The 18,279-nt window shown below is 67.2% G+C and carries 7 protein-coding genes; 3 read left to right on the top strand and 4 right to left on the bottom strand.

The window, feature by feature from the left end; genetic code table 11:
- The first annotated feature begins 29 nt into the window (after positions 1-29).
- Positions 30-602, top strand: coding sequence for a hypothetical protein (locus ACFXK0_RS15375; protein WP_379410870.1), 573 nt, complete (start codon positions 30-32; stop codon positions 600-602).
- A 1-nt stretch (position 603) separates the two neighbouring features.
- Here ACFXK0_RS15375 and ACFXK0_RS15370 read toward each other — a convergent pair whose 3' ends face one another.
- The 4 genes from ACFXK0_RS15370 to ACFXK0_RS15355 are packed head-to-tail and all read right to left on the bottom strand — an operon-like array spanning position 604 to position 16,242.
- Positions 604-1,833 (bottom strand): hydroxymethylglutaryl-CoA synthase family protein, encoded by a 1,230-nt coding sequence (locus ACFXK0_RS15370; RefSeq protein WP_379410869.1) that lies wholly within the window; start codon positions 1,831-1,833, stop codon positions 604-606.
- On the bottom strand, positions 1,830-2,531 hold the full coding sequence (locus ACFXK0_RS15365) for a thioesterase II family protein (RefSeq protein ID WP_379410868.1): 702 nt from the start codon (positions 2,529-2,531) through the stop codon (positions 1,830-1,832). Before ACFXK0_RS15365 ends, ACFXK0_RS15370 begins: the two co-directional genes overlap by 4 nt.
- The gene (locus tag ACFXK0_RS15360; RefSeq protein ID WP_379410867.1) at positions 2,528-3,757 is read right to left on the bottom strand and encodes a beta-ketoacyl synthase N-terminal-like domain-containing protein; all 1,230 of its coding nucleotides are present in this window, start codon (positions 3,755-3,757) and stop codon (positions 2,528-2,530) included. The genes ACFXK0_RS15365 and ACFXK0_RS15360 overlap by 4 nt, the downstream gene beginning before the upstream one ends.
- Entirely contained in the window at positions 3,754-16,242 is a 12,489-nt protein-coding gene (locus tag ACFXK0_RS15355; protein WP_379410865.1) for an amino acid adenylation domain-containing protein, read from the bottom strand. The genes ACFXK0_RS15360 and ACFXK0_RS15355 overlap by 4 nt, the downstream gene beginning before the upstream one ends.
- 191 nt (positions 16,243-16,433) lie before the next feature.
- On the opposite strand from ACFXK0_RS15355, the gene ACFXK0_RS15350 reads away from it, so the two are divergent.
- Both ACFXK0_RS15350 and ACFXK0_RS15345 read left to right on the top strand, forming a co-directional pair.
- Entirely contained in the window at positions 16,434-17,015 is a 582-nt protein-coding gene (locus ACFXK0_RS15350) for a hypothetical protein (RefSeq protein WP_379410864.1), read from the top strand.
- A gap of 172 nt (positions 17,016-17,187) precedes the next feature.
- Entirely contained in the window at positions 17,188-18,180 is a 993-nt protein-coding gene (locus ACFXK0_RS15345) for a copper resistance D family protein (RefSeq protein WP_379410862.1), read from the top strand.
- The last annotated feature ends 99 nt before the right edge of the window (positions 18,181-18,279 follow it).

Raw genomic sequence — 18,279 nt, 5'->3', positions numbered from 1 at the left:
CTCGCAGGCTCCGGACCCGCTGCCGAATAGTGAGCATCGGCGCGGGCTGCAAAGTGTTGGCATGGCAGGTGCGAATCAGCGCACGACAGGAGGGGCCGATGACCGAGGAAATCCGGACCGCCGAGGGTGAGGTGACCGGTTTACGCTCGGTCGGTATCACGCGAGTCGACGGCAAGACGATGCTCGAGCACGCCGGCGGTCCGGTAAAGATCCGGGAATTGTCCGAGCTGTTCCACACCGCGGTACTCGAGGATGATCTGCTGCACGATATGTTCGCGCGTGGTTCTCGACATCACGCCGTTCATCTCGCGCATTTCCTCGAGGAGATCATGGGTGGTCGTCAGCGCTACACCGACCTGCACGACGGTGTAGCGGGGTTGTTCGAAGCCCACCGGGATCTACGAATCACCGAAGACCAGCGACGCAGGTTCGTCGAGATCATGATCTCGGTGCTCGACATCGTCGACTTTCCCCGAGACAGTCGATTGCGAGCGGGATTCTCGGCCCGGCTGGAACAGGGCTCGCACTTCTCGAAGAACCTCTCGCAGGTCGGTGCCGAACCGCTGGACCCATGGCCACCGGTCGGTACGTGGGATTGGTGATCTAGGCGAACCGGTAATGCCGTTCGAAGCCCTCGATCGACTCGAGTACGGCGAGACCTGTCCCAGCCAGGCACGCCTCGAAGAGCTCGCGATAGGGCTCGATCGTCATCTCGGCGTGCTCGACTCCGCAGAACCGCTGCTCCCCGAGTTCGCTGACGAGCTCGTAGGTCGCCATGTCGAGTTCCTGACGCTGCCCGATGGCCGCACTCATCGCCATCGGCCCGGGAGCGGAGGTTGCGCCTTCTTGTAATGTGCCGCTGTAGAATTCGGAGCAACAACCTGACCCGTAGGAGAACAGGCCGACTCGCTGACCCGGCTTCGCGTGACCGTGCACCAGCATCGAACACAGGGCGAGGTACAGCGAAGCGCCGTAGGTGTTTCCCACGTCTTGGGCGAATTCCAGGCCGCCCGCCATCGCGACCTGGAAGTGCCGGGCGACCTCGCTGCGGGAAAGGCGACCGTTCTTTCTGGTCAGCGTGCGGTGTGCGCCGACCACCATCCCCGCGAACGGGGTATGGAACACCATCCGGTCGAAGGAATTGAAGGTCGCTCCGGGGTTGCGCTCGCAGTACATCGCATAGGTCTCGTCCAGGCAGGTCAGGTAGGACAACAGCGATAGATCGGAATTTCCGGCCTCGAGTTCGGGGCGCGGGCGCAGGGTGTCCATGACGTGGAAGGTGTACATACCGCTACGGCCCAGGTCGATCTCGAGAATCGAGGGATCTCGCCCGACCAGCATAGCTACCGCGCCCGCCCCCTGGGACGGTTCCCAATAGCTGTCGATATCGATCCGGGCAGCGGCGTCCGATGAGATGACGAGCGCTCTGGCTCGCGGGTTCGACGATGTGGCGACGATCGCGGCGGCGGCGTGCAGTGCGGCGGTCCCGCCATAGCACGCGTGCTTCACCTCGAACGAGCGACAACGCCTCGTCAACCCGAGCAGGTGGTGGATGTAGGTGCTGATCGGCTTGCCGAAATCGAGGCCCGACTCCGTACCGACCACGAGCAATTCGATGTCGCCGATATCGGCCGGCGACATTCTCCGCAGTAGCGGCAATGCCGCGTTCACCGCATTGGTCACCGGATCCTCGCAGGGCAGGTTCACCGATTTGCGGCGCATCATCAGATTGGTCAGCCGGTCGCGATCGAGACCTCGAGCATCGAAAAGCACTCCGGCATCCAGCGACGCACGTCCGACGTAACCATCTATATCGTGGATTCCAACTCTCATCGCCGAGCCTGTCCTTCCATGTCGTCATAGATGGCTTCCAGAATCGCCGCGCTGTGCTCGCGGTGGTAAAAATGTCCGCCGGGGAAGGCGCGGGCGCGGAACGAATGCCCGGTGATGTCGCGCCACGCCAGCACATCGGCGACCGAGACAGCCGGGTCCTGCGCACCGACGAACGCCGAGACAGCTAGCGGCAGCAGCGGTTTCAACGGCGCGTCGTAGGTCTCGTGTACCGCGAAATCGGCGCGCAGGATCGGCAGAAAGGTCGCGAGGAGGGCGGGATTCCGGATGACCTCGTGCGGAATTCCACCCAGCCCCACCAGGTAGTCGATGAAGACCTCGTCGGAGGCGGTATGGACCGACGGCCACGACGGCGCACGATGGGGCGCCCGGCGGCCGGACACCGCGAGGAGCCGGGGCATCGGCGCACCCAGCTCGTACAGCTTGCGGGTGAGGGCGTAGGCGACGCCCGCCCCGAAACTGTGCCCGAAGAACGCGAAATCCCCGACCAGGCGGGGTCCGAGTACGTCGATCACGTGGTCGACGACCAGCGGCATCGACGGCGGCATCGGCCGGTCACGGTGAGCTTCCCGGCCAGGAAGTACGACGGGGGCCACCTGGAGCCGGTCGGCGGGGTGTTTCCACCCCAGAAAAGCCAGCGCGCCGCCTCCCGCGTGCGGAAAACAAAATACCGTCGTCACTGTCGTCCGATCACGATGCTGGTGTTGAAGCCGCCGAATCCGTAGCTGTTGCTCAGTGCCACGGCATCGGCAGCGAGAAGGGTGCCGATACGCGGATGACGCATCGTCGACGAGATCGGTGTCACGAGCCCCACAGTCGGATGCAGCCTGCCGAGCTCGAGCTGGATCAGGGTGGCGACGCACTCGACCAGACCTGCCGCCGAAAGAGTGTGCCCCACCATCGATTTCGTTGCGTTTATCCAGGGGGGATCGGCAACCCGCGCGAAAACTTGATCCAGGGCCGCCAGCTCAGCGGCATCGCCGACGACCGAACCACTCGCGTGCGCGTTGACGTAGGCAACCCGGTCGGGGGTGATCCCCGCCGCGGCGATGGCCTGACGCATCACCTCGGCTTCGACGTCCGCCCGGGGTTCCGGGCCTGCCGAGGCGTGCAGGCGCTCCGCCCATCCGCGCACTACCCCGTATACGCGTGATTCGCGGCGTTCGGGGGGTGGATCACGCTCGACCACGACCGCGGCCGCGGCCTCCCCCGGGATGAACCCCGCGCGGTCGACCGAGAGCGGAACGCTCATGCTGTGCCAGCTCAGCGCACCGGCGTTCGCCAGCGCCCGCGATTCGATCGGTGCGGATCTGCCGACGGACCCGACGACTACACAGGCGTCCGCTTCACCGGTCGCCAAGAATCGGCAGCCGCAGATCAGCGCGGCATTGCCGCTCGCGGAGGCCGCGCCGACCTGGATTCCAGGGCCGGTGATCGCGAGAACCTCGCTGATCACCGAGAGCAGGTGCGAATCCATCAGGCTCAGCGCGAGGCGCGGCGACACGTACTGTTCACGCTGCGCGAACTGCCCCTCGGCGCGGTGCACGGCGTCGGCGGTGAGATTGTTGCCCGCGACGACCAGCGCGATCCGCCCGGGGTGATCATCGTTCGCGAAGCCCGCATCACGCCATGCTTCCAACGCGGCGAGCACGCCGGCACGCACCGGCGGACCCGATCGCGCACACACCTCGGCGGCCCGCGTGGCGATCGCCACGTCGGGATACCGCTGCACGACGTCATCGAACGCGAGAGCAGGCAGCGGAGCCCGATATGTGGGGTATTCGGGATCGCGGACCTCGCCGACGCCGGTCAGCCCGCCGCGTACCGCCGCGGCGAAAGATTCGGTGCCGACCCCGACCGAGCTCACCAGACCGACGCCGGTCACTCGCGGGTGCCGTCCGCTCACACTCCGCCGCCGAGAACCGCGGAAATCTCGCCGAGACTCATGGTCTTCGCGAATCGCGCAATCGGGACCGAGACGTCGAGCGATTCCATCGCGCGAACGAGGACCTCGGCCCGTTCGATACTGGCCAGACCGAGGTCGGAGAGGGTGTTCTCCGCTCGAAGAGCCGCGGGATCCAGCGCAGGCGCGACGTCGCTCACGGCGTCGACGAGTTCCGGCAGCAGTACCCGGCCGTCGAGATCGGGCCGGTCCCCGGCGACGGGGATCACTCCGTTCTCGCTGTGCAAGTCGAACTGCAGCAGTGACGCTACCGATGCGGTGGATCTGTCTTCGACGGCGTCCACCCACAGCCGAATACGGCGGTAGACCGGTGCGGGCAGTGGCGCGCGACCATCGCTCCACGCCGGATCAGCTGCGGACACAACGGCATGGGCGTTGGTACCGCCGAGGCCGAAGGCCGACACACCGGCGACCCGTCCACCTTCGCGTTCGGGCCAGGGCATGGCCTCGGTCACGGGGAAGAAGGGCGAATCGGCGAAGTTGAACCGCGGATTCGGATTGTCGCAGTGCAGGGTAGGCGGAATGACGCCGTGCTGGACGGCGAGAACAGCCTTGACCAAACCCGCCATACCCGACGCACCCAGCAGGTGGCCGATATTGGACTTCACGCTGCCGACCGCACAGGACCTCGGTGTCGCGCCACCACGGAAGACTCTGCTGAGGGCCTCGAGTTCGATGGGATCACCGATCACCGTGGCCGTACCGTGCGCTTCGACCATGCCGACCTCCGCCGGGACGCGCCCGCTCATCGTCATGGCGTTGCGGATGACCCGCTCCTGACCGTCGAGACCGGGAGTGGTGAGACCCATGGTCCAACCATCGTTGCCGACCGCGACGCCATCGATAACCGCTCTGATCCGGTCGCCGTCGGCGATCGCATCCTCGAGTCGCCGCACCATCAGCACCGCGCCGCCCTCCCCCGGGACAAAGCCGTCCGCGTCGGCCGAAAACGTGCGGCACTCACCGTGACCCGACAGTGCTCCCATCGCGGCGAACTCGCGATACGGCTGCCGATCGAGCAGGTATTCGGCCGCCCCGACGAGCGCGGTCGAGACCTCGCCCTGGAGCAGGCTGTGGCGCGCGAGCGCCAGCGCACCGAGCGCGGACGAACACGCGGTGTCCACCACCATCGCGGGGCCACGAAGGTCGTAGACGTGGGCGGCCATGGCGGCCATGAAGTTCTGGTCGCCGCCGGAACCAGCGTGTCCGTGCCGCTGGATCACGCGGTGACGATAGTCCGTCAGCCGGCCGCCGACGAAGATCCCGATGTCCGACCCGGCGACCTCCTTGCGGAGATACCCCGCGTCGGCCAAACACGCGTCGACGCCTTCGAGCACCAGCCGTACGGTGGGGTCGAGCGAAATGCCCTGATCCGCCGACAGTCCGAAGGCTTCGGCATCGAAAGCCTCCACACCGGAGACGAATCCGCCCCTTCCGGGCTGCCCGGCCTCGTCGTCCCACCGACCTGCGGGCACGCTCGAGATCGAGTCGGCGCCGCTGCGCAGGTTGGACCAGAACTCGGCGACGGTGTCGGCGGCGGGGAACCGGCACGACATCCCGACAACAGCGAGGCGTCCCGAACCCGGATGTCGTCGGCCGCGGCGAGCATCGATGTCGCGGGCGGCGCCGAGCGCCTCGGCGGCCCGGCGCAGTGTCGGGTTCTCGATCAGGTCGGTTGGCGTCACCGGCCGGCCGAGGAGAGCTTCGAGCCGTACGGTGAGTTCGGCCAATGCCACGGAGCCGACCCCGAGATCGTGAAAGGTGGTGTCCGGGTCCAGGTCCGCATCGGCCAGTCCGAGGACCTCGGCGAAGACCTGTTTCATCGCGAAGGGCACCTCGCTGCCCAAGTGCGGCGCCTGCGCCGAGACCACACTGTCCGCTCGTGGTTCGAGTCCTCGCGTGATATCGGGGAGGTCGAGCAACCGGTCGGGCTCGAGACGCGCGCGCCCGGTGACCACGACGGTGTGGGGTTCGAGGAGACCGTCGATGGCCAGATCGATCACCGCCACACCGTCTTCGACCCGGAGCGGAGCCAGACCGCACCGGCTGGTGTCTCCGCCGCGCATTCCGCTGACTTCCCACTCCGGCCACGCGATGGAGACGACGCCGCGCTGCCCACTGCGCAACGCCAGCTGGTCGAGATATCGGTTCGCCGCCGCATAGGAGCCGACTCCGGCACCGAGGGCGGGGAAGGTCGCGGCCACCGAGGAGAACAGGATGACGAAATCGGGATCGGCGCGATCGATCTGTTCGCGATTCCTGGACTCCCACAGGCGACATTTGGCGTCGAAAACGCGGGCGAGTTCCGCAGGATCGGTGTTGGCGAACTCACCGACACCCGGCATGGCGCCCGCGCAATGTACGACACCCGCCCAGGGACCCCAGCGATCGGTGATCTGCTCGCAGAGCGCGGCCAGCCGGGCGTCGGCGAGGTCGCCGAGGTAGAGCTCGACCTCCACGCCCGCCACGCGCAGCCGATCGATGGCGCCACGCACTCGTTCAGCGCGCCGGGCCTCAGCGCTCTGATCGCCGGCGGACAGTTCCGGAACCGCGCGGGTGCCACACAACACGATCCGTCGTGCGCCGCGGGCGGCGAGGTGGTCGGCCACCAACACGCCGAGCAGGCCGGTACCGCCGGTGACCAGGTAGGGACGATTCGGGTCCAGCGCCCGGCGCTCACCGTCGCGTGGTTGTTGGGCGGCCAGGACCGGGACGTACGGTGCGCCACCGCGATATTCGACCTGCGGTGCGGAGTTCCCTACCTGTGCTTCGATGTGGCGAACCGCGTCGACACCGCGCTCGTCGGTGGCGAGGGCCGTGCCGTGGAAGGTGGCCGACTCGGCCGACAGTGCGAGCACCAACCCCGCCAGATCATTGCCGAGTCCACCTCGCGATGCGACACCGGCGACGTGGATCCAGCGGACACGGCGGCGCAGCTGGACAGTCGCGCGCAGAACCGCCCACCGCGCCGCCCGCTGGGACACCACGCCATGGTCGACACCGAAATCACAGGCGTCCACGATCGCATCGACCCGCTGACAGAGATCACGCATATAGCGCTGTAGCGCACCATGATTCGTGGGCAGGTCGGCGAGGTCGATCAGCTCGTGCCCCGCTGTCGCGTCCGCCGGCAGGCCACGATTCGATGCGGCGACGAGAAAGGCCAGGCGTGGCTTGCTCGACGGCCGAGCGGAGTGCTCGGTCGCGGCGATCCATCGGATTTCCGCGAGCAGCACATCATCGGAGGGCGCACGGCCCCGCACTCGGTCGGGGAGCGTTGCCGCCCAGCCGGTGCCGGGGTAGCGCACGGACGGGTTGTACCGATGTGGTCGGGATTCGAATGGATACACCGGGAGGTCGAGCAGTCGACCGCGCGCGGCGGAATTCAGACCGGCCCAGTCGACCGATTCCCCGCGTAGCCATTTCGCGCATGCCCGTTCCAGCTCGGTTCGCGCCGGGTCGGCGGTGACGATCGGGGGTGCTCCAGCGATCAAGCGACGCAACGCGGAACGAACCTCGGCGATGGAGGAGACGATCACGGCGAACCGTTCAGCCATCGGCTCGCGGCCGATTTGAAGGGTGAATGCCAGGTTGCGCAACAGTGCGACCGCCTCGCGGTGCGGGGGTTCCGTACTGGGACGCAAGGCCGGCCGATCGTCGAGTGCGCGTCGGATCTCTTCGACCAGCCGATCGGGAATCGAGGACTCGGAGTCGACAAGCCGCGCGATTCGTCGGAGGACCGCCGCATCGTCGACGCTGTCCGTCGTGCTCGGCGCGAGATGCTCGGCCTCCCGGGCATCCAGCCAGCGAAGCAGTCGCTCAGCGCTTTTCACCAGCGCCGAGGAGGTCCTGGCCGACAGCACAACGGCCTGGGGCCGAACCGAATCCGGAGCGATCGGCAATTCCTCGGGCGAGGCGGTTTCGGCGACGACGACATGCGCCGTCGCGCCGCCCGCACCGAACGAACTGACACAGCCCACCCGCGGGTGCGTCCCGTCGAGGACCCAGGGGCTGCCCTGACGCTGCACATGGACCGCGGCGCTCGCCCAGTCGATCAGCGGATTCGGTTCCGACGCGTGCAGGGTCGGCGCGAGGTACCGATGCCGTAGCTGCAGGATGACTTTGATCAGACCCGCTATGCCCGCGGCGCCCTCCAGATGGCCGAGGTTCGACTTCACCGATCCGATCGGACAGGACGGGCGCTGCGTTCCGAGTACCGTGGTGACGGCGTCGACCTCGATCGGGTCGCCGATCCGGGTGCCGGTGCCGTGTGCCTCGATATAGCCGACAACGTCGGGCTCGACGCCCGCGCGGGCGAGCGCGGCTTTCATCACCGCCGCTTCGGCGGTCGGGTCGGGGACCTGGTAGCCGTTCGTGCGTCCGGTGTGACCGATGGCCGAACCCTTGATCACGGCATGAATACGGTCACCGTCGGCCAGGGCTCGGTCGAGGGACTTACACACCAGCACACCGACGCCCTCGCCTGGCACCATGCCGTCGGCATCGGCGCCGAAGGGCGAGCACCGCCCGCTCGATGACGTCATGCCCAATTGACGCTGCTCGATGAAGCGCATCGGGTGGGTGATCACATTGACTCCCCCGACGAGCGCGACTTCGCATTCGCCATCGCGCAGGCTGCGGCAGGCCAGGTGCACAGCGGTCAGCGACGCCGAGCACATGGTGTCCACGGTCATACTCGGGCCGATGAAATCGAACGCATAGGACACCCGATTGGCGATCCCGGCCGTCGACGACCCGGTACTCACCAATCTGCCGGCGATCCGTTCCTCGACTCCGACGAACGAGTAGTCGCTGTACATGGTGGCCGCGAATACGCCGACCGCACGACCGTATTCACGAGACAGTCGGGCCGGTGGGTATCCCGCGTCCTCCATCGCTGCCCACGAGGCTTCGAGGAACACGCGTTCCTGCGGATCCATCAAATCGGCATCGACCGGAGTGATGCCGAACAGACCGCTGTCGAACAACTCGGGCCCCGTGAGGAATCCGCCCCGCAGCGGCCCCGCTGACCGATCATGGGCCGCGTGGTCCGGTGGCATCGCGCCGACGGCGTCGATTCCATCGCGCAGGAGTGTCCAGAAGGATGCGAGATCGTCGGCTCCGGGGAAGCGACCGGCCATGCCGACGACGGCGATGTCGGTGTTCGGATCGGCGTCGCGGGTTCGTCCGGCCTCTCGGGCCGGCTCGACTCGGCGGGATGGCGCCGCGGCGGCGTCGACAACGGCATCTCGAAGGCTGCGGTGGGCGAAGAAGGCGGACGCGCGCAGGGGAATGTCGCGCGCGGTGAGTGCGGCGGCCAAGCGCTCGAGGGTGAACGACGACAACGAACTCGACTCCAGCGGTGTGTCGAATTCACCAGGGTGCGGCGACCGGCCGGTGGCTTCAGCGAAGGCTGCGGCGAGGTGGACGAGTACGTCGGATTCGCCGGTGGCCGAGGTGTTGCCGGGCGCGGTGCCTGCGGGCGCTGGTAGTGGTGTCCGCGGATGAGCCAGCGGTGTCTTCGGCAATGCAACCAGCCTGCCTGCGGCGCGGGCAGGCTGCCAGCTGTCCAATGATCCATCGAGCCACAGCGCGAGACAATCGGCGTCGTCACCACCTGGACGAGGTTCGCTCCGGTGCCCGCGGTGCGCTATCTGGCTGTCCGGGGATCGCAGTACCGCCTCGATACCTGCCTGGAGCTCGCCGATGTCCCGGACGCAGCATCCCCACCGCCAGGCCGAGGCCGACCGCCCACGTTGCGTACTGAAAGCCAAGTCGTCCAGCGACACCACTGTCGCTGTGCTCGCCAGCCATTCACCCAGTTGGCGAACAGATGCGATCACTTGGTCGCGAGTGGCGCCGGACCACACCACGGCCCGTGGTTCGGCGCGGCCGACCCGGCCCTCGTCACTATCGGTGCGCGGCCGTGGCGCGCGCAGGAGCGCATGGGCGAAGCCGCCGCCCGCGGCGAATCCCTGGACGACAGTCAACGGACGTGCACTGCTCAACGGTTCGATCGTCCGAGCGACCCGGATCGGGAGATAGTCCCAGGGGACCATCGGGTTCAGCTCGTCCGCTGTCGAACCGGGAAGGATCCTGCCCTGCCGAATCTGTGCGACGGCACGCGCGATCTGGGCCATTCCCGATGCCGCTTCGGCATGGCCGAACACCGACTTCACGCTGCCGATGGGAACGGGCGCAACGGATCGGTCCGCGCGGCTCGGGTGTTCACCGAGAACTCTTCCCAGGGCTTCCATCTCGGCGGCATCGGCCACGGCGGCACCCGCGGCGGCGCACTCGACGTATCCGATGTCGGCGGGGACCGCGCCGGCGAGGTCGAGTGTTGTCCGCAGCGAGGCGGCCATCCCGTCGACAGACGGCGATTCGAATCGCCTGCCGCCGCCGTGATGTCCAGCGTGGGTCGCCGCGACGACAGCGACTACGTTGTCTCCGGCTCTTTCCGCGTCCGCCAACGGCCTCAGCACCATCGCGCCGACGGCTTCACCGGGAAGCCATCCGGCTGCTGCGGCGGCGAACGCCGGAAGATAGTCCGCTGCGGGGTCCTTCGCCACGAGACCCCAGTCGCGGAGCTGATCGAGGTGAGTCGATCGCAGGATCAGGTTCGAGCCGACCACGACAGCGGCGGCGCACTCACCGTCGGCCATGCTGCGGCGGGCGAGGTGGATCGCGGTCAGCGTCGAGCAGCAGCCCGCGTCGATCGCGATGCTCGGCCCGTCGAAGCCGAAGTGATGTGAGATGCGTTGACATATATCGGAAGTCACGGTGCCGAAGTCCTGCCACATCGCCGCCACGAAGACACCGACCCGGCCCGCTGAGGAGCGCAGTTGCTCGCTCGTGTAGCCGGCGTCCTCCAGCGCGGACCATACGCGTTCGATGCCGAGCAGAAGTTGCGGATCGGTCCGGCTCGCCTCGAGTGGCGTCATACCGAGCAGATCGATATCAACGCGATCCACCGAGTCGAGCCAGCCACCCCGGCCGCGCACGCCACCCGGTCGGCCCGGCCCCAATCCGGTGGCACCCGAGGTGAGCAACTCCGACAACTCGTTGTCCGCGCAACCGGGCAGCATGGTGCTCAGACCGATCAGTGCGGAGGGCTCCGAGCGGTGCGCGATCACCGCGTCCTCGGATCGCGCCCGAACCCGGGTCGCGCCGCCCAACAGCGAACAGAGGAACACGTGCCGCGAGTCGAGGCCGAGGGCGGAACTCAGGTGTGCCGCGGAGACCTCGCCGATCGGGCAGAGTCCCACGCCCGACTCGGCCTGGTGCTGTTGGAGCAGTTGCGTCATCGCCCCGGCTTCGATGGCCAGGTAGCGCGCGGCGTTCTCACCGTAGAGCGGTTCGATGCTGTCGAGCGCGCCGATCAGATAGATCTCGAAGGCCGCGCTGTCGAAGAGTTCTCGATTGTAGTAGAAATGGGCCTCGCGAAGCAGGCCCGCGCCGACCGGTTCGAGCTCGTGCGTCTGCGGTCGGTAGTAGTAGGTGCCGGGCGTGATGCCGTTCACCCGTCCTTCCCGGACGAGTACGTAGGTCTGTACCCCGTAGCAATCGCCGGCCGAGGGATACCGATATCGTTCGAACTCGGACGATTCCGGAGCCAGCAGCGCCAGCAACTCGCCGAGTTCGGCGGCTTCGACGTTGCGTTCGGCGAACTCCCGGACGCTCCTGCGGATCGTTTCGCCGGTGCTCGGACGCGCGCTGAGCGCAACGCCAGGACTCCCCGCGCTCGCCGCCCGTCGATTGCGATGTTCGGCTTTGAACGCCGCGCGGCTGGCGGGCGAGAAGAAGTCCACCGTGTTCCCCGTGGTCGCGGCGGGCATCGGATCGTCGGTCAAGGTCGCTGCGATCGCACGCACGGTCGGCTGGGGGAGCACATCGGCCACCCCGATCGGCCGCTCGAACCGCTGCTTGATGTCCTCGGAAACCTGAACGAGCGTGAACGAGGTCGCGCCCTGGTCCCAGAGGTCGGCGTCCGGATCGATCGGATACCCGAGCGCTTTCTCGAAGGCCGCGACGAGCTGGTCGAGCGCGGTGGCCGCGCCGAGTCCGCCGACGGGCCGATCCCGCACGTTCGGCGCAGTGCCGGAGGGCAGGTGCCAGGGCAGCGCGGCACGGTCGAGCTTGCCGTTCGTGGTGACCGGGAAGGTGTCCAGGCAGACCAGGTGGTTCGGCAGCATGTAGTCCGGCAGCACATCCTGGCAGCGCCCGCGGATCTCGGGCAACGTGATCGGCGCCCCGGCCGACCGCACGTAGGCGACCAGCTTGGTATCACCGCCGGCATCCGGCCGCGTCAACACCACCACGTCGAGGACATCCGGATGAGCGCGAATATGAAACTCGATCTCGGCGAGCTCGACTCGGTGCCCACGGACCTTGACCTGATTGTCGGCACGGCCGGTGAAGGTGAGCTGCAGATCCGCGCCGAGGTAGGCGCGGTCGCCCGTTCGATACATGCGGGTAGCCGGTCGCAGCGAATGCGGATCGGCGACAAACGACCCGGCGGTCGCGGCGGCCGACCCCCAATAGCCTTCCGCGACACACGCTCCGGCGATATAGAGATCGCCCTCGGTCCCGATCGGGCACGGCGCCAAGTGCTCGTCGAGGACGTAATATCGTGCGTTGTCGATCGGCCGACCGTACGGAATGCTCCGCCAGTCCGGGTCCACTCGATCGACAGCGAAATAGTTCGACCACACGGTGGCTTCCGTCGCACCGCCCAGGCTGATCAGCCGCGCTTCGGGAGACACCTGCCGAAGGGCGGCGGGCAGGTCGAGCGGCGTGTAGTCGCCGCTGAGGAAAATCAGCCGAAGCCGCGGCAGCGGGGTATCGAGCAATGTGCGTAGTTGCGCGAGTGCCGCGGGCGCGGAGTTCCAGAATGTGATGCCACGGTCGAGGATGCCACGGAGGGCAGCCGGATCGCGCCGCTCGACGTCGTCGGCGATATACAGTCGCGCGCCGACGCCGAGCAGACCGAAGACATCGAAGACCGACAGGTCGAACCCCAACGCCGCGACCGCGAGACCGTAGTCGTCACTGGTGAATTCACCGATACGCCAACACCACTGCAGCAGATTGGCCAGCGAGCGGTGGGAGACTGCGACACCTTTCGGAGATCCGGTCGTTCCCGACGTGAAGATCACATAGGCCAGCCGATGGGGATGATGGGGTGGGAAGACGCGGGTCGGGTGCGTCGGGAGGTCGAGGTGTCGCAGCGGTGAAACGTCGATCTGGCGGACACCGACGTCGCGCGGGCCAGGAGTCTCGGCGGTGACGAGAGCGACCGTTGCCCGGGTCTGCCGAAGCACAGAACGAAACCGTTCGATCGGAATCGTCGGCTCGACCGGAACATACGCGGCGCCGGCTTTCACCGTGCCAAGGACTGCGGCCACCATCGCGGCACCGCGAGCGCACCCCACCACGACCAGATCACCTGGCCGGACGCCTGCCTGATGCAGAGTCTCCGCGATCTGCTGTGCCCACCGGTTCAGCGCGCCATAGGTAACCTCCTCCCGTCCGGTGACTATCGCGACAGCATCCGGTCGAGCTGCGGCGATTCGTTCGAAGGGACGATGCGCGGGCTGCTCGGCATCGAACTCGTGATCAGTTCTGTTGAACAGATGAACGATTCGGCGATACTCGGGCAGCGTCGGGGTGCCGCGCGGCGCAGGCGCGGGATCGTCCCCCACAGCCAGTCGGTGCACCATCGATGAATAACGCGCGAACGCCGTTTCGATCCAGCCGTCAGCGAAGGCGCACTGATCGACATCCCAGCCGAACCGCACAACCTCGCCGTCGGAGAAGCCGACGCAGTCGACATGGACACCGGGGGTCGCGCTTTCCCACGCCGCGAGCCGGTATCGGGCGGGCAGCGGCCACCGTGACGCGTCGACATCGCAGGTGAAGACCAGCGAGGGCGTTTCCGGGGCAGGTGCGGCGCGACGCAACCGACGTCGCACACGGAGACCTTCCACCTCGTCAGCAGCCAGGTCCTCGGCGAGCAGCACCGCGAGTTCGGCGGCGAGTCGTCCTACCTGCTCATCAGGTCGAGCGGTGGCGACCCAGCTCAGCCTGGTGAGACCGGTGGAATCGGGGTGCTCTCCCCAACGCACGACGGTGACCGGCACCGGCGCGTTGTGCTCTGTTGCGCACGCGATGAGAAACGCGGCCAGCAGCAGCGCGTCGACAGTGGAACCCGCGGCCACCGCGGCACGTCGCAGACCGAGAAGCTCGACCGGCTCGCCGTCGATCCTTGTCCGACAGCGCGACGGCGCCGACACCGGCGGTAGCTCCCCGCCGCCCACCAGTTCGCCCAACTCCGCGAACCGTGCTTCCCAGTGCGGTGATCGGACGGCGCGCCGACCACCACCCTGCTGGTCCAGGACATCGACCGGTGGGCCGGCCAGCCGTCCGCGTGCGGGCGCGCCATCGAGCATCCGGATCAACTCACGAGCCAGGAAATGACACCAGGGCGCATCCACAACCGAGATGTCCAGCGCGACGTGGAGTTGCGCATGCGCGTCATCGACAGTCACTGCGACCGTCGCCGCGGGCCAGACGCCGACCGGACGATCGCGGTGCAGAAGCAACGACCGCACCGCCGCGTGCGGATCGCGTCGAATCCCGGGACCGGTGCTCGTCTCCGGCACCCGATCGTTCTCGCGCAGCACAGGCACCCGCCAGCCGGCCGGGGGTTCGGCGAGCTCGACGAACCTGCCGTCGTCGGTGAGCACCACCGAGAGCAATTCGTAGGTCTCGATCCAGGTAGCCACCGTGGCATCCACCTGGCCCAGCACGGCCATCGGCACATCGAAGGAGAAGGCCAGGCGACCGCTCGGTGCCGACTGATCGGCGGCCCTGGCGACGACATAGGACTCTTGCAGCGCCGTCGGCGAGACCGGCAGTGCGACGATCGGCGCGCCGAGCATCCGCAGGATGTTTTCGAAGTCGGCCATCGCCATGACGATCGGCACGGGCCATGCGGCAGGATCAGCGATGTCCCACCTGAATCGGAGTCCGCCGTCCTCCTCCCACACCTCGCAGTCGAGTGCGACCCCCGAGGTTTCGACCGCTTGCCACTGGATGTCCCGCGCGAAACTGTCGGCGTCGACGGCGGGAACAGCATCGATCATGCTGGTGAAGGCGAGCCCGATGTCGTCGATGACCCCTCGTGCGGGATCGTCGGCGGCGCGCCGGGCGGCACGCGCGACCGATACCGAGGACAAGCCAGGATTCTCGAGTCCACGCCACACTTGACGGTGAACGGCCGTCGCCAGTTCCGCGATGTCGAGGCGGTCGTCCGCGAGAACGGGCAGCGCGTAGCTGAACGGACCCGCCATATCGTCCGACCCGGAGGGCAGCCACGGTCGGTTGCTCAGGGTGACCGCGGCGACAACGCTTCCGCCGAGCGCGTGGATCTGAGTCGCGCAGAATGCCGCCAGTACCGCACTGGACGCAGTGAGCCCGGCCGCCGCGGCCCACGCGCGTACCGCCTCCCACTCGGCCCGCGACAGACGCCCCGCGCGACTGTCGCGTCGCTGGCCGGTCGGTGCCGGCGGAGCGACACAGCGGGCGGTCGCGGCGCCCAGCTCACCAAGAATCTCTCCGCACGCCGGGGGCGCGGAAGTCCGCGTTCTCGCGCTCAGAGTCCGCACAGCCGAGGCGAATTCGGCGGTGCCTGCCGCTGGGAGGCTGCTGCCCGAGTACAGCGCACCCCACTCCGAGAGCAATCGTTCGGTGCTGTATCCATCGAGTAGCAGCATGTCGAACGCGAGGTCGACGACGGCACCGCCGTGCTGGTGGACGACGACCGCCACGGTCGCCGCCCGATACCCGGCCTGCCCCGCCGTTGCGATGGATTCGCGCACAACGCCGATACCGAAATCCATGGTCGAGGCTGGATCGCCGGTCTTCCGTACCACCGTCAGCATCTGCTCAGCGGTCACCGCGTCGACCGTGAGCACGCCGCTCGAATTCACCGTTGAGCGCAGCGCTCCGTGCCGAGCGACAATCGCGTGCCATGCGGTGACCAGCGCATCCAGGTCGACGTCGGGCAGCATCAGACGCAGATAATGCCGACAGCCGACAGCATCGGCGGTCAGCGCGGGATTCGTACCGATCAAGTACGCCTGTTGCTGTGCGGACAACCCGACATCGGTAGTGGCGTCATCGATCCGGGTCTCGGAATCGGAAGGCGACACAGCCACCGCGGTCGCCACCTGCCGACTCAGCGCGTCGAGATCTGCGGCGGTCATCAGGGATTCGAGATCGAGTTCGGTACCGAACTCCGCTTCGAGCGCGGCCCACAATCGGGTGACTGCCAGCGACGGGTGTCCAGCCGGCACGGGCGTCTTCGCGGTGATCGCGTCGATGCCCAGAGTTTCCCGCACGACCGACTCGACACGGGTTCTCACCTGCTCGAGATCCATGAACGCAGCCCCCTGAGAGCCTCGGGTCGATGACAACCTCAGCCTTGCCGCCGGAGACTCGAACAGTCGACCAGGAGTGGACGTCCTGACCGGATGCACATTTTTGCGCCTCATCCCCCACCGGATGTTGGCAGTCTTCAGATCAACAGCGCATCACCTGATCTGGGGGCAGCAGTATGATTTCGATCGGATCCGGCGCTGAGGCTGATACCCAAGCGCACCAACGCTTTTCCTGGTTTTCCCAGATCAACTCGGGCAAACATTTCCCAGCACTGCGGATCTATGTGGCCATCCTCATCGCGCACGCGATCGAGCACACAGTCCAGGCCTTTCAGATCTACGTCCTCGACATGCCGCGGACGAAGGCAGGCGGGTTCATCGGCTACCTGCTCCCTGCGGTGAACAAGGACGAGGTCCTGCACTGGACATACGCCGTACTGATGATCGTCGGGCTGATCCTGCTTCGCCCGGGCTTCAAGGGCCGCAGCAGGAAGTGGTGGACGATTGCCCTCGGGATTCAGATCTGGCATTTTGCCGAACACACCTTCTTGCTTGCGCAGTACTGGTCCGGGATGCATTTTCTCGGTCGGCCGGTGCCGACCAGCGTCGTACAAGCCTTCTTCCCACGCGTCGAGCTGCATCTCATCTACAACATGGCTGTCATGCTGCCGATTCTGGCCGCGTTGAGCCTGCATTGGTTCGGGCCCGCCGCCGCAGGCTCCCAGGGTGATTGCGACTGTCGTTCGCATTTCCGTTGACCGTCATGCAGTTCCTGTCCGACCATCTCCTGCACCTGATTGTCGGAGGATTCCTCGTCTTGTTCCTCCGCAAGGCCGTCGTCTCAGCTGTTCGTCCCACCACAAGCCCCGATGACATCGAGTCCGGCGGATCGGCACAGACCGGCGAGTGTTGCGACGAGAGCGCGACAGGATGACATCGAGCAGGCGGGCATTCGGGCTCGCGGTGCTGATCACGACAGCACTCGCCGCGCTCCTCGCGGGAATATCGGCTGGTCATATCGCCGATCCACCGCCGCCCGCGTTGCTGGCCTTCGATCCGGGACCGTTCACTCGATGGGGTGGACCGCTGCTGCGACTCGTCGGGACGACAACCGCGGTTCTCACGGTCGGATCGCTGCTGGGCATGGTGCTGTTGGGCGGACCGACCGAGCACCGGCGGACCACGGATTCCCTGCGACGCGGAGCCCGTCGGCTCGCGCTGACGACGGCGGCCACCTTGGCCTTTCAGGCAATGCTTGGCATCTCGGCGATTGTCGGCAAGCCGGTGCTCGACATCCCCCCAGCCGACGTTGTCGCGTGTCTGACATCGCCGAGCATCGCGTACTGCCTCGCGGGCAGTGCCGGCTTCCTGACGCTGGCCGTACTGACACGAACGACCGTCCTGCCCCTGACGCTGCTCACGGTTGCCATGGTTGCCGTGTGTCTACCGTTCCTCGGCGGCCATCCGAGCTCGGCGTCGAATCACGTGATCAATGTCGCGATGATCGTCGCGCACGTCGTGTGCGCGGCACTGTGGGTGGGTGGTGTGGCGGTGCTGGTGTTCATCGGGGCCGTGCGGGGTGATCGTGCCGCGCTCCGGGTGGCGTTGCCGAAACTCAGCCGCCTCGCGCTGGTGTGTGCGGCAGTCACGGCCGCGAGTGGCCTCGGCAGCCTCCTCGCTCGAATCCCCGAGGCGGACGGATTCTCGCGCACCTATCTTCTTCTCGTACTCGCCAAGGCGGCCGGGCTGGCCGGCCTCGTCGCGTTCGGCGCGTGGCACCGACGCCACAGTGTCCCCACTGTGGCACGCGGCGGCAGTCCAGAGCGGTTCTTGTACACCGGTTTTGCCGAGGCGGTCGTGATGACCGCCGTCGTCGCCACAGCGACCGTGCTGTCACAAACCCCGCCCGGGGGGCCCGGATGACCCGGACCGTCGTGCTTCGGGTCCGCGAGGCCCACGTCTGGATCGCGCACACCGGAGATGTCACGACCCTCGATTGTCTGAGCCCTGAGGAGCTCCGGA

This window comes from Nocardia sp. NPDC059177 (assembly GCF_042755165.1).
In the GTDB taxonomy this organism is placed as follows: domain Bacteria; phylum Actinomycetota; class Actinomycetes; order Mycobacteriales; family Mycobacteriaceae; genus Nocardia.
This window is presented reverse-complemented; position numbering and strand designations above follow the sequence as displayed.